Source organism: Sorangium sp. So ce302 (genome assembly GCF_051530145.1).
Taxonomy (GTDB): Bacteria; Myxococcota_A; Polyangia; order Polyangiales; family Polyangiaceae; genus Sorangium; species Sorangium cellulosum_B.
This window is the reverse complement of the sequence record NZ_CP150326.1, coordinates 3281468-3294463: the sequence shown is the minus strand read 5'-3', so window position 1 is coordinate 3294463 and position 12996 is coordinate 3281468. Positions and strand designations below refer to the sequence as shown.

The window sequence follows — 12996 nt, the reverse complement described above, 5'->3', positions numbered from 1 at the left end:
CTGGGCCTTCACCTCGGATCGACGCGGAGCACCTCGCCGGTCAGCATGACGACATAGAGCTCGCCCGCGGCATCCTCGCCGAACGAGGCCGCGGGCAGGCGCGACTCGAGGTCCGCCGTGATCTCGACGTGATCCCGCACCCGCGAGCCGTCCCACCGCAGCGTCCAGAAGCGGTGCGTCCCGTAGTCGCCGTAAACGTACCTTCCCTGGAGGCACGGAATCGCCGAGCCGCGATAGACGTAGCCGCCCGTGATCGAGCCGCCCTCTCCGCTCGAGTGGCTGTGCTCCACGGCGGGCGCGACGCCGACGCGGGAGCACCCGGCGGCGACGCAGTGGTCGCCCTCCATCGCCGGCCACCCGTAATCGCGCCGCCCGGCGCGCGCCGGCTCGATGTCGAGCTCCTCCCAGGCGTTCTGTCCCACGTCGGCGATGTAGAGATCCCCCGTGCCCCGGTCGAAGCTGATGCGCCACGGATTGCGCAGGCCGTAGTCCCAGACGAGCGGGTTCACGCCCGGGCCGGAGAGGTTGCCTGGCGGGCCGAGCCCGCTGTCCACGTCGATCCGCAGGATCTTGCCGAGCGGAGACGAGAGATCCTTCGCTGGAGAGGCCGAATACGGCGTGACGGCCGCGTCGCCGACCGACGCGTAGAGGTAGCCGTCGGGGCCGAACGCGAGCGTGCCGCCCGCGTGGTTCCAGCCGCCGTGCCGCGCGTCGAGGAGCGTCCGGACAGGCACGCTCCCCGCCGACGTGTCGGCGACATCGGGGTTCGAGGCCGAGCGGCGGAACTCGGCGATCGTGACGTTGCCCCTGGGCGCGGCGGTGTAGAAGAGCCAGAACCTGCCGTTGTCCGCGTAGCGCGGGTGAAACGCCATCCCGAGCAGCCCGCCCTCCGCGGTCGGGCTGGGCGCGCACACGAGCGGGTTCGCGCTCGCCGGCGGCGAGGGCGGGCACGATGTCCCGCCGCGGAGATCGAGGAACGGGGTGGACCGGAGGACACCGTCCTTGATCAGGCGGACGACGCCGTCCTTTTCGAGGACGAACATCCTCGATCGGTCGCCCGGCGGGCTCGCGAGGAAGACGGGCGTCGCCAGGCCGGCCGCGACCTGCGTGAGCTTCAGGCGCGGCACCCCGGCGCACGCGGCCCCGGAGCCGACGCTGCCGCTGCCGGCGCTGGAGCCGACGCTGCCGGCGCCGTCGCTGCCGCTGGTACCGCTGCCGGAGCTCGCGCTCGTGCTGCTGGCGCCAACGCTCGCGCCGCCTGCGGCGCCGCCCCCGCTGCCGCCGCCGCTCCCTGCCTCGGGCGGCGGCCCGAGGCCCTCGATCCAGGAGCGGACAGCCGCGAGGCCCGCCGCGTCGGCGGCCTCCGACGCGATCGGGGGCATCTGCGCCCTGGAGCCGCGGTGATCCATCCGCCGCACGACGGCGCTCGACTCGGGATCTCCCGGCGTGATCCGGTAGAGCGCGCCGGGCTCCCAGAAGCTGGGTGTCACGCCCACGCCGGTCGTGTAGGTATCGGTGCTCTCCACCGTGGTGTTCGCCGCGAGGAGGCGTGTCCGCAGGGTCGCGACGCCGGTGCTGTTGTGGCAATTGCCGCAGTTCGCATGGAGATAGCCGAGCGCCGCGGCCGCCCGGGCGTCGCCCGGCGGGCGCACCCCTCCCCGCATCGGGACGGTGAGCCACCCGGCGTCGCTCAGGGACGCCATCGTCTCGCCCGGTCCATCGTGGCTCAGCTGCAGCGCGCTGAAGCCGAGGACGCGCTCCGGGAGCTTTCCGTGGCACTCCCAGCAGTCCGCGGTCCGCGGGATGTCGTGCGCGGTCCCGCGCGCGTCCTCGACGCCCGCCTCGACGAGGAACGCGTCGTTCCTCGCCGGATCCCACGCGTACGCGGCGAACAGCCAGTCGTCGATGCCCGGCCCGAAACGGTGGATGAACCGCGTCTCCACGGCCACGCCCTCCGCGCGGAGCTCCTTCCAGAAGCGCGCGCCCACCGGCAGCGACCAGTGATCCATGTCGCTCGTGTCGACCGTGGAGCAGGGCGGCAGGTACACGAAGCGCCGCTTCGCCGCCCCGTCCGACCAGAGCTCGTAAGCAGGACGAAACTCGCGCGTGCCCGCTGCCCGCGATCGCGTCGTGATGTCGGCGTAGAGCCCGGTCTCGGAGAGCCGCGCGGGCGGCAGCGGATCGGGCGGCAGCGCGGCCGCGTCGGCGCAGGGATCACCCGCCGCGCCCGACGCGCCGGTCGAGCTCGACGCGGCGGCGCTCGACGTGGCCGCCGCCGGGCCCGCGCAGGGAGCGCAGCGCGGCCCTCCGCAGTCGAGGCCCACCTCGAGGCCGTTCATCACCCCGTCCGAGCAGGTCACGTAACAGACGTCGAGCCTCGGGCGCTCCTGCGTGCTGCCGATCTCGCTGCTCCTCAGATAGGTCGTGTGCGCGCGCTCCTCGTCGAGCAGCACGCCGTCGTTCCGCGCCGTCCCGAGCGCCCACGACTGCACGAGCGCCGACACGTCCGTCGCGCGGGCGCCGACGCCGGCCTCGGCCGCGAGGGTCGCCGCGCTCTCGCCTTCAAAGCCGCTGTCCCCGATGCTCCACCAGGTGACGGTGCGCTCGTCCCACGGGACCGTGACGCGGTGCACGCTCGCAGCGCTGCTCTCCACCGCGTACGTCTGATGGAAGACCAGCGAGGCAGAGAGGACCGTCGCGCCGACGGGCACGGGAGAGAGCCCGAAGTGCACGACAGACCGGCGGCGGCCGGCGCCCGCGGCCCACCCCGTCGAGAGGCTCGGAGATGCGGAGTCGTTCCACCCCGGAGCGTTTTGCCACAGTGTCGCATCTCTCACCGTGCCGAGAGTTCCACGCTGGATGGTGACGCACACCGCACCATCGCTCGACAGCGCCGCCGAGGCCGCTCCGAGCGCCGCCGAATCGCCCTCTCCGACACCGTGACTCTCGCCGGCGGGACGCCCGAGCTCGCCCTCCGTCCCGGGCGCGGTGCTGCAGCCGATCGCCGCCGCCGCGGCGGCGCCGGCCAGGACGCCGCGCATCACGAGAAAAGGGACGCCCGTCATCGCCGCCAAGCGACGTGGGCGGCGGCGCGACGGCCCGAGTGGCCAGGGCGGCCCGAGCGAGAAGCATCGTTGTTCCATACAGCAATACCCTCCTTGCTGGGTCGCCCGGCCGGATGTTTCCCTCAGGTGAAGGCGTATGTGCGCGAGGCGCGCGGTGGCCGCACCGGATCCATGGACACACCTGGGCACCGATGGACGCCACGTTCGTCATCAACGAGCATGCCACTCCGCCGCGGGCGACGCGTCGCGTTATGCCCTGGAGCAAAGCGCGCCATCGCGCGAACTGCGAAGCGCATCACATTCCGAGGTGAGGACCGCATCACATCGGAAGCTCGATGGCGATGGCGGAGCTCGCTCCGGGTGCCCTCTCCGTTCAGCGCTCGCCCGCGCTCTCACGAGAGCGAAACGAGAGCGAAACGAGAAGCCGCGCGGCCCGCGGAACTAGTGGTTGGATCCTGCGCGAGGGCGGCGTAACATAACAGATTGTGTCATCCCCCGAACCGACGCAGAGCGCCTCGCTATTCCTCTGCATCACCTTCTTTCCGAGCGAGCGTCTGGCGACGGCGGTGCTGCGGCTGGTGTCCAGCTTCTGCGGCGCCGTGCTGGACGACGCGAATGTGAGCTCGCGGTTCTACATGGCCGCGCACGAGCTCGCCGAGAACATCACCAAATACTCCACCGGCCCTCGCGTCAGCCTCGAGCTCGCGCTGGAGGAGGACGAGACGTCGCACATCATGAAGATCCGCGCGCGCAACGAGGCGTCGCCGGAGCGGCTGCGAGAGGTCGAGAAGCGGCTGCTCGACCTGAAGACCGCGAGCGACCCGCTGAAGCACTACGACGACCTCATCACGGAGACAGCGATGGTCGAGGGCGTCTCCGGCCTCGGCCTCGCGCGCGTCCGCGCCGAGGGAGGGCTCGACGTCGACTACAAGATCGAGGGCAACGAGCTCACGATCATCGCGCACGCGCCGCTCGAGCGGTGGAGGATGAATGGACAGCCTAAGGGTTGATCGCATCACCACGGACAGCTTCGGCATCGAGCCGGCGCTGCTCGGCGATCGCCTGAGTATCAAGCTCACCGGGACGGGCGACATGGCGGCGGCCGCGCCGCTCGGCGCCTATTGCAAGGAGGTCCAGCACGAGGTCCGGCGCCTCTCGCTCGCAGCCGTCGAGTTCGACATACGCGCGCTGTACTTCCTGAACTCCAGCTGCCTGAAGGCGTTCATCGCCTTCATCTCCGGCGTCACCGGCCAGGGCCCCAGCTGCAAGATCCGGTTCGTCACGGACGCGAGGCTCGGGTGGCAGCGGCGGAGCCTGGCGGCCCTGGAGCGCATGTCCCCCGGCCTCGTCTCCATCCACGACAAGTGAACGGGGAGCGATAGATCATGGCGGCGAAGCGCCACACGATCGCCCTCCTGACCGACTACCTTTGCGGCGAGTACCAGTCCGAGGCGCGCTTCGGGGTCGAGCGCGCGGCCGAGGCGCACGACGTCAACCTCATCGTGGCCTTCGGCGAGACGCGCGCCCGCCAGGGCTACACGCTGGACGCCCGGGGCGGGATCTATTCGCTCATCGGCGCGACGACGGTCGATGGGGCGGTGATCATGTCATCGGCGCTCACGAACCACGTCGGCCCCGAGGGAGCGCACGAGTTCTGCCGATCGCTCGCGCCCTTGCCCGTGTGCAGCGTGGGGCTCGCGCTGGACGGCGTCCCGAGCGTCATCGTCGACAACGCGGTCGGGGGGGAGGCGGCGGTCGCGCACGTGCTCGACGACCACGCGTGCAAGCGCGTCGCCTACATCAGCGGGCCGGCCAACAACGAGGAGGCGAAGCTGCGCGCCGTGGCGTACCGGAGGGCCCTCGCGGCGCGCGCGCTACCCTATGACGAGCGCCTCTTCGTGTACGGCGATTTTCTGATCGACGGCGGCCGCCGCGCGATGCGCGAGCTCCTCGGGCGCAGGGTCGAGTTCGATGCCGTCGTCGCCGGCAACGACAACATGGCCCTCGGCGCGATGGACACGCTGAAGGCGCACGGCATCGACGTCCCTGGCGACGTCCTCGTGTGCGGGTTCGATGACGTCGCCGTCTCGCGCGTCACCAGGCCGTCGTTGACGACCGTCCGCCATCCGATCAAGGACCTCGGGGCGCTCGCCGTCGAGACGGTCGTGCGCCAGCTCCGCGGCGAGCGTGTGCCGGAGTGCAGCCTCCTTCCCGTCGAGCTCACGCGGCGCGAGTCGTGCGGCTGCGGCTACTACGCTGCCCTCCCGCGCGCGACCGGGGCGCCTCCGCGCCGCGAGCCGCTCTCCATCGCCGCGCAGCAGGAGCCGCTGGAGCGCGCGCTCGCGCGGTGCGTGACCGTCCCGGCGGCGTCGCGTGAGGCCTGGCCCCGAGAGCTGCTCTCCGCGCTCGAGGAGGAGCTGAGCGGGCGGGAGGGCCGCTTCCTGACGGCGCTCCAGGACCTCCTCGACGCGGCGGGGCGCGAGGGCGTCGCCCTCGACCAGTTCCAGGGCGCGATCACGCTGCTCCGCGCGAAGATCGGCCGGGCGCCCGGCGGCGCCTCCGAGGACCGCCTCGAGCGGCTCTGGCACACGTGCCGCATCCTGATCAGCCACGCCTCCGTCCGCGCCGAGGGCGAGAAGCGGCTATACCTGGAGCGCGCGTCGGTCAACCTCAGCTGGACCGGCATGTTCTTCTCGACCTGCCTCGGCATGCCCACCCTCCGGCGCACGCTCGCGGCGGAGCTGCCGAAGCTGGATCTCACGCACGTCGCCATATCGCTCTTCGACGATCCCGAGCGCGCCACCCTGCAGTCGCTGTTTCTGATGGAGAACAGCCGCGAGGTGGAGCCGCCGCCCGCGAGCTTCGCGTCCTCGTGCCTCGCGCCGCCCGGATTCCTGAGCTCGTCGGAGCGCTGGAGCGTCGTCGCGATGCCGCTCACGTTCGGCGAGACGGAGCACTACGGCATCGCGCTCGTCAACAGCGGCGCGAACGAGATGGTCTACGACGCGGCGCGCCTCCAGATCGGCTCTGCGATGAAGGCGGTGTCGATGCACCGGGAGATCGTCCGGCACGTGGAGGTACGCGAGCGGCTGGAGCAGGAGAGGGTCCACCAGGAGACCCTCGTCGCGAAGCACATCCAGACCACGCTCGTCCCGGCGCACCTGCATGTGGAGGGGCTCGAGCTCTCCGCGATGATGCGGCCGGCCGCGGAGGTCGGCGGCGACTACTACGACGTGCTCCCCACGCGGGACGGCGGGTGGCTCGGGATCGGCGACGTGGCGGGGCACGGGCTCGTGGCGGGCCTCGTCATGTTGATGATCCAGAGCATGGTCGCCGCCATGACGCGCAGGGATCCGGGCGCCCGCCCGGGCGAGGTCGTCTCGGCGCTCAACCGGGCGATCTACGACAACATCCGCGACCGGTTGAAGCGCGACGAGCACGCGACCCTGCTGCTGCTGCGCTACGAGCGCGGCGGGCGGGTGACGTTCGCGGGCGCGCACGACGACATCATCGTGTGCCGCGCGAGGACGGGGAGGAGCGAGTGCATCCCGAGCTCCGGCGTGTGGGTCGGCGTCCTGCCGTCCATCGACGCGTTGACCACGGACGCCGAGCTCCTCCTCGAGGACGGCGACCTGCTCGTGCTCTACAGCGACGGGGTGACGGAGGCCCGCAACGCGCACCGGGAGCAGTTCGGGCTCTCGCGGCTCTGCGCCACCGTCGAAGCCGCCCAGGACGCGCCGGTCGACGACATCCGCGACCGGATCCTGCGGGAGGTCGACAGCTGGTGCCCGAGCCCGGACGACGACATCACGATCGTCGTGGGCAGGTACCGCGCGCCGCGGTGATGGCGGCTCACCGGGCTCGTCAGCCGGTGACGCGGCCCTCGACGATGCCCCCGTCCGCGGTGATGGCGACGACCACCTCGCCGTCGACGAACAGCGACACCACCGGGCCGACCCACGCGTCGTTCTCCCAGACGCACTCCCACACCCCGGCCATGGGCGGGATGCCGCCGCGCCGCACCCAGATGCGCCCCGCGCTGCCCGCCCAGGCGCGCCCCTCCGCGTCGATCGTCGCGGCCGACAGGGCGCGCCGCGGCTCGATGATCTCCGTGAAGACGCTCTGCCCGTACCGCCAGACGACGCTACCCTCCGCGCCGACGGCGATGCCCACGCCGAGATCGGGCCGCCCGGCGCACGCGACGAACGCCCGCGCCGGCGGCGCCGGGATGCGCTCCAGGTGCCAGTCGAGCGGCGCGTAGAGCGCGACCAGCCCCTCGCCCTTGGTCGACCGGCCGACGACCAGCCACCGCTCGTCCTCGACGCGCGCGACCGCGGCGAGCAGCGCGACGCCGTCGGCCGGCATCGGCCGCAGCCAGCGCTTGGCGATGAACGCGTGGAGGAGCGGCCGCGGATCGTTCGGCGTCGTCGAGACGAGGATGCCCATGTCCTCGAGGTCGCCGCTCAGCGCGACGTGGCTCTGCGGCTCTCCCGGCAGCTGGAAGACGCCCGTCACGCCGCCCGTCGTGTACACCGCGAGCGTCGAGGCGTCGCCGCCGATGAGCCACCGGCCGGGGCCGATCCGGTGCACGAAGCGCACGCCCTGCGGGCTCGGGAGGCCGCCGGACGACGCCTCGCTCCAGCTCGTCCCGTTCCAGAAGAGCAGCCCCCCCGTGGCCGCCGCGAGGCACCGGCCATAGCCGTCCCAGGCCACGCTCCGGATGACCGAATCGAGGCTCGGGTGGTGGAGCACGCTCCACGTCCAGCGCTCGACGACCGCCGACAGGCGCGGCGCGGGCTCCCGCGAGGCGCGCGGGGGCGCGCTGATGATCTCGGCCTCGATCGGGCGGTCCTGGCTCGGGCGCTCGGCGGCCTTGGCGTTTCGCGGCGACAGCAGCGTCTGGCCGAGCTCCCCCTTGAGCAGGACCGGCGCCTTCAGGTGCGTGGACGGGACGGTCATCGGACCGACCTCCTCCGCGGCGCGCACGCGCTGCTCCCCCGCGCTCGCCACGATCCGCTGCTCCAGCGCGGAGATCGGCGACGCGGGGCGGAGGTACGGCGAGAGCATCGCGGCCACGGCCACCGCCTCCTGGAGGCGCTCCTGCGCCTCGCCGGTGGACGCCCAGCGGAGCGCGAAGTCGATCGACTTGCACGCCTGGTCGTTGCCGCGCAGCGCCGGGTGGAGCCACCGCGTCTCGACGATGCTCCGGCGCGTGCGCGCCATGGCGGCCATGAGCGCCTGCGCCTGCGACTCCGCGATGATGTACTCCTCGCCCGTCAGCAGGAAGAAGATGACGGACGCGAGGTTGAAGATGTCGGTCCACGGGCCGATCGTGCTCGGATCGGCGGACAGCATCTCCGGCGGCGCGACCCCGGCGTTGCCCACGACGCCGGCCATGATCGTCTCGCGGATGCCGCGCGGCCGCGCCATGCCGAAGTCGCTGATCTTGAACAGCTCGTCGTCGCCGGAGCCGCAGCAGAGGATGCTCTCCGGCGTGAGCTGCCGGTGGACGACGCCGACGTCGTGCACGGCCGACAGCCCGCTCGCGATGCACTCGATGGCGCGCGTCGCGCGCGCCGGATCGAACGCGTGGCCCGTGGCCTGGATGGTCCCCTGGACCCGCTGCCGGAGCGTCACGCCCTGGACGCCGCCGTGCACGTACTCGATGGTGATCCAGGGGAGATTGAGCGCCTTCGTGCCGCGGCGGACCTCGAACGTGCCGGTGTCGATGAGCCGGACCACGAAGGGGGTCGGAGGGACCTGCTCGTTGAGGCGGCCGAGGGACACCGCCTCTTTCTTCACGATGACGGCCGCTGACGGACCCATCTGCCTGAAGAGCGACGGCCGGAGGATCTTGACGACCACGGGCGTCTCGCCTTCGGGCGCGGTGCGGACCGCGTAGAACGAGACGAACATCGTCCCGGAGCCGGCGCGCGACACGATCCGGTAGCCGATGCTTGGCGAGAGGTCGCTGGCGATCGTGGCACCCTGCAGACCTCCGAGGGCCTCTTCATCGCTGGGTATTGTGAGCACGTGAACGACCATAGCGCACCCGGCGCGGCGTGGAACAACTTGCCGAGGGGGAGCAACGCCGCCGCCTCGGGCGTCGCCGGCGCGCCGCCGGAGCGGCTCGGGAAGCGGCCCGTCGGTCTGCTCGCGGCGGCGAGCGCCGAGGGGCGCGCCCCCCTGTAAGCCGGCCTGGGCGGCGCGCGTTGCACGGGCATGAAGAACCAGCGCTCCCTGTCCCGCGCGTACCTCGCCGGGCTCATGCTTTCCGTCACACCGCTGCTCGCCGCGTGCGCGGCGCACGCGACGCCGCCCGTGGCCGCCGCTCCGGAGGTCAACACCATCACGGTCGTCGGCCGCGGCGACGTCAGCGCGAGGCCTGACATCGCCCGGGCCCAGATGGGCATCGAGGTGATGGCGCCGACGGTGCACGAGGCGACGAAGCTCGCCGCGGCGCGCATGACCGAGATCCTCGCCGCGCTCAAGAACGCCGGCCTGGCCGAGAAGGATATCCAGACCAGCAACTACTCCATCCAGCTCGTGCGGCAGCCCGACGTGCCGCCCTGGATGGCCATGGGCCACGCGCAGCCCGCCCCGGCGGTCGCGCCGGCGCCGGCGGCCCCGGCCGCGGCGCCCGCGGCTCCCGCGGGGCGCGGACCGAAGGCGCCTCAGCCGCCGGCGCCGAAGCCGCCGCCCGCCGACCTGGCGCCGGCAGCGCCGCCTCCGCCGTCGCACGTTTATCAGGTGAGCAACACGGTGATGGTCGTCATCCGCAACCTCGATCAGGTCGGGGCGGTGCTCGACGCCGCCGTGGCCGCCGGCGCGAACAACGTCTGGGGCGTCTCGTTCGGCCTCGACGAGACCGACCCGCTCGAGGCGCGCGCGCGGGAGAAGGCGATCGCGGACGCGCGGGCTCGCGCCGGGGCGCTCGCCAGGCTCCAGGGCGTCTCGCTCGGCCGCGTCGTCTCGATCAGCGAGGTCGTCGAGCACGGCCCCATCTACGCCCCCCGCCCCGCGCTCGCCTCCGGCGGGTACTCCGCGGACATGGGCACGCCCGTGTCGTCCGGCGAGGTCCCGTTCGGCACGCAGGTGAAGGTCGTCTACGCGCTGGAGAGCGCGCCGGCGAGCCCGCGCAAGTGACGCCGCGGCGCGGAGGGCGGGGCCTCGGGCGCGCCTGCCCGCGCGGCGGCGGTCGGATTCCAGCTAGATCCACCGCGCGTCGCCCCAGTGGGTAAAGTCCCAGCACCCAGCACGGACCCCACCCCCCATCGGCCCCTGCACAGCGCACCATGATCGCTCCGTCCCGCCCTTCCCTTCGCCGTGCCCCTGTCCTCGCGGCGCGCCCGCGCTGCTCCGCCGCGCTCGCTCGCTCGTTCGCAGCGGCAGCGCTCGCCGCCTCGACCACGGGCTGCCTCGTGATCGAGCCGCCGACGTACGAGCATCCCGAGCAGACCGCGCCGGTGCTCACGGCGGTCTTCCCTCCCCAGCACATACCCGTGTACATCGTCGAGCAGCAGGACAGCTTCAAGAATTTCGGCGCGACGGTGCTGTCCGAGGACAACGGCATCCCTCTGCAGGGCGTCCTGTACATCGATTATGGGCGGCGCAGCAGTGAAGATACCCCGTTCCCGCTCCCGTTCCGGAGGGTCACGTTCCCACGAGTGTTCCCGGCCGGGACCATGGCTGGCGGACAGCGCCCCTTCGAGCTCACCTGGGATCTCACGACGCCAATCCCGGCAGAGGGGGTGACGCCGGAGAAGGAGTGCCACACGATCACCATGATTGCATCGCACGCCTTCAACAAGTGCAGTTGCGCGGCCGACCCGGACGACATGAGTTCGCTCACCTGGCAGATCATCCACTGCAATCCGAACGAGCCGACCTGCCCCAAGTCATGCCCTCCGCTGGATTGCGAGACCACCCCGTGCCTCTTCTGCGATGATCCCTCGCTCGAGGATGGCTGCAAGAACCACTGACGCCGCGGGGCCGCGCGCTCGGGGGGATTGCGCGCGCCCCTGACGCCGCGGGGGCGTGGTACATGGGGGTCGATGATCGCTCCCCCTGATGTCCAGCCCTCTCTCGCGCCGCGCGGCGGGGTCGTGCGCCCTGCGCGCCGGCCGCCCGGGTGGATCGCCCCTGGGCCGCCGCCGGTGACGCCGGATCGCCCGGAGGTCTGGCCCGGCCCCGGCGAGGACCTCTGCTATCTCTCGGGCGATTTCCGGATCCTGCAGCGGCTCGACGGGCACCGCTGGTCGGCCGACGACCTCGTGACCGCCTGGTTCGCGGCCGAGCGGGTCGCGAGCACGCCCCCGCGCCGCACGGTCGACCTCGGCTGCGGCATCGGCACGGTGCTCCTGTTCACCGCGTGGCGCTTCCCGGACGCGCGCTGCGCGGGCGTGGAGGCGCAGGAGGTGAGCGCCTCGATGGCGGGGCGCTCGGTCGCGTGGAACGGCGTCGACGCGCGCGGCGAGGTCCGGTGGGGGGACCTGCGCGATCCGGCGGTGCTCGACGGGCTCGCGCCTGCGGAGCTCGTGACGGGGACGCCGCCGTACCTGCCGGTCGGCACCGGCATCGAGTCCTATCGGGTCCAGTGCGGGCCGTGCCGCTTCGAGCACCGCGGCGGCGTGGAGGACTACTGCCTCGCGGCCGCGCGGCTGCTCGCTCCCGGCGCGCCGTTCGTGGCCTGCGCGGCGGCGTGGCAGCGGCCTCGCGTCGAGGCGGCGGCGGCGGCGGCCGGGCTCGCGCTCGAGGCGTGGCGCGACGTCATGCCCAAGGAGGGCAAGGCGGCCTTGTTCTCGGTCTATGCCCTGCGCCACGCCGAGGCCGTGGCGTCGTGCCATGACGAGCCGCCGCTCGTGTTGCGGGGCGGAAACGGGCGCTTCACCGAGGAGTTCGACGCGCTCCGCCGGACGATGGGAATGCCGGTATGACCCGGGCTCCTGCGCGGGTGTGTCGGCGGGGGCTCACCGCCTTGTCGCGGAGCGCACGAACCTGCACTCCGCGATAGGACAGCCTCCTTGCCGGCGGATCCGCCTCGTTCGCCGGCCGTCAGCTCGGCTGTGACACGAGCGGAAGGGTCATGGTCTGCGCGCGGAGCAGCGGCCGTCCGTCGCGCGACAGGAGCGCATCCTTCGCTTGCTGGCCCTGTGCCGGGCGCGGTCGCGCCGGGCGCGCCGGCTTGTCTCCGGGCTCGGGTACAGGCGCAGGCGCAGGCTCGGCGGACACCGTCTCGACCGGGGCCTCCCATGCGTGTCGGGTCCCGCCGGCCTCGTTGGCCTGGAAGAACACGGCACGGAGCGCCCTCCCCTCGACGTCCGTCTCCACGGCCATCATCCAGAACCACGGGCCATCCGGCTCGGTTTCCTGCCCCATGAACGAGAAGGCCATCTGTCGCGACTCCGAGCGGCGACCGTGCTCGCTGCGCGCGGCCTCGAGGTGCCGCTGCGAGGGTTTGTCGGCCGGACCGCGGTACACGCGCACGGCGACGCCCTCGATGTGCGGCATGAAGTACAGCCCGTCTCGATGGACGGACAGCCAGGGGTGTTTTCCGCTCTCTGCCAGCTTGCAGAGGGAATGACCGAACCGCTCGTGCGCCTTGCAGCCGATGCCCCAGCTGGTGTCGCCCTCGTCGCGGTTCGCCTCGCTGAACGCCTTGTTGCGGACATCGACCGCCGTCTGCGCCAGGAGGACGAGCCGGCTCTGCTGGAGGACGGGGTTCAGCTCCCAGGGCAAGGACGCATCCATCGCGCCTGGCACGGTACGCGTGTTCACTGAAAAGTCAATCGGTACCGGCGCTTGCACGTGCGCGAGGTGGCTCCGTGCGCGAGGTGGCTCCGTGCGCGGCGCGGCTGGCGCAGCGGGCGCGGCGGGTCGACCCGACGCCTCCCGAGCGGCGCCGCTGCGCGCCGTGCTAGAGCGCGCTCCA

The 12996-nt window shown here is 72.4% G+C and carries 10 protein-coding genes; 7 read left to right on the top strand and 3 right to left on the bottom strand.

From position 1 onward, the window contains the following. Positions 1-8 precede the first annotated feature (8 nt). A complete protein-coding gene (locus WME73_RS12865; protein WP_437915887.1) occupies positions 9-3065 on the bottom strand; it encodes a PQQ-dependent sugar dehydrogenase in 3057 nt (1018 codons plus the stop codon). A gap of 485 nt (positions 3066-3550) precedes the next feature. Between WME73_RS12865 and WME73_RS12860 the strand changes: the two genes are divergently transcribed. Genes WME73_RS12860 through WME73_RS12850 form a run of 3 tightly spaced genes read left to right on the top strand, consistent with a single transcriptional unit; the run spans position 3551 to position 6910 of the window. Next, positions 3551-4075 (top strand): hypothetical protein, encoded by a 525-nt coding sequence (locus WME73_RS12860; protein WP_437745763.1) that lies wholly within the window; start codon positions 3551-3553, stop codon positions 4073-4075. Next, a complete protein-coding gene (locus tag WME73_RS12855; protein WP_012234954.1) occupies positions 4056-4433 on the top strand; it encodes a hypothetical protein in 378 nt (125 codons plus the stop codon). Before WME73_RS12860 ends, WME73_RS12855 begins: the two co-directional genes overlap by 20 nt. Positions 4434-4450: 17 nt before the next feature. Then, complete coding sequence (locus WME73_RS12850; protein WP_437745762.1) at positions 4451-6910, top strand: SpoIIE family protein phosphatase; 2460 nt, start codon at positions 4451-4453, stop codon at positions 6908-6910. Positions 6911-6929: 19 nt separating this feature from the next. On the opposite strand, the gene WME73_RS12845 is transcribed toward WME73_RS12850, so the two are convergent. After that, positions 6930-9098, bottom strand: a complete 2169-nt coding sequence (locus WME73_RS12845) for a serine/threonine protein kinase (RefSeq protein WP_437745761.1) — start codon at positions 9096-9098, stop codon at positions 6930-6932. Here WME73_RS12845 and WME73_RS12840 point away from each other — a divergent pair, their 5' ends adjacent. The 4 genes from WME73_RS12840 (at position 9099) to WME73_RS12825 (ending at position 12001) form a co-directional block, all read left to right on the top strand. Continuing rightward, positions 9099-9257: a hypothetical protein gene (locus WME73_RS12840; RefSeq protein WP_437745760.1), complete on the top strand. Its 159-nt coding sequence runs from the start codon at positions 9099-9101 to the stop codon at positions 9255-9257. It abuts the gene before it with no gap. A 30-nt stretch (positions 9258-9287) separates the two neighbouring features. Further along, positions 9288-10211 (top strand): SIMPL domain-containing protein, encoded by a 924-nt coding sequence (locus tag WME73_RS12835; protein WP_437915885.1) that lies wholly within the window; start codon positions 9288-9290, stop codon positions 10209-10211. A gap of 149 nt (positions 10212-10360) precedes the next feature. After that, positions 10361-11047 carry a hypothetical protein gene (locus tag WME73_RS12830; RefSeq protein WP_437745758.1) on the top strand — a complete coding sequence of 229 codons (687 nt, stop codon included), beginning with the start codon at positions 10361-10363 and terminating at the stop codon, positions 11045-11047. A 72-nt stretch (positions 11048-11119) separates the two neighbouring features. After that, positions 11120-12001 (top strand): tRNA1(Val) (adenine(37)-N6)-methyltransferase, encoded by an 882-nt coding sequence (locus WME73_RS12825; protein WP_437745757.1) that lies wholly within the window; start codon positions 11120-11122, stop codon positions 11999-12001. Between the two features lie 118 nt (positions 12002-12119). Here the strand turns inward: WME73_RS12825 and WME73_RS12820 are convergent, their stop codons facing one another. Further along, positions 12120-12815, bottom strand: a complete 696-nt coding sequence (locus WME73_RS12820) for a hypothetical protein (protein WP_437915884.1) — start codon at positions 12813-12815, stop codon at positions 12120-12122. Positions 12816-12996: the final 181 nt, after the last annotated feature.

What these genes read in the sequence shown, in the direction of transcription:
- WME73_RS12865 (WP_437915887.1), bottom strand. Translation starts at nt 3,065, where the DNA reads ATGACGGGCGTCCCTTTTCTCGTGATGCGCGGCGTCCTGGCCGGCGCC.
- WME73_RS12855 (WP_012234954.1), top strand. Translation starts at nt 4,056, where the DNA reads ATGGACAGCCTAAGGGTTGATCGCATCACCACGGACAGCTTCGGCATC.
- WME73_RS12850 (WP_437745762.1), top strand. Translation starts at nt 4,451, where the DNA reads ATGGCGGCGAAGCGCCACACGATCGCCCTCCTGACCGACTACCTTTGC.
- WME73_RS12835 (WP_437915885.1), top strand. Translation starts at nt 9,288, where the DNA reads ATGAAGAACCAGCGCTCCCTGTCCCGCGCGTACCTCGCCGGGCTCATG.
- WME73_RS12830 (WP_437745758.1), top strand. Translation starts at nt 10,361, where the DNA reads ATGATCGCTCCGTCCCGCCCTTCCCTTCGCCGTGCCCCTGTCCTCGCG.
- WME73_RS12825 (WP_437745757.1), top strand. Translation starts at nt 11,120, where the DNA reads ATGATCGCTCCCCCTGATGTCCAGCCCTCTCTCGCGCCGCGCGGCGGG.
- WME73_RS12820 (WP_437915884.1), bottom strand. Translation starts at nt 12,815, where the DNA reads ATGGATGCGTCCTTGCCCTGGGAGCTGAACCCCGTCCTCCAGCAGAGC.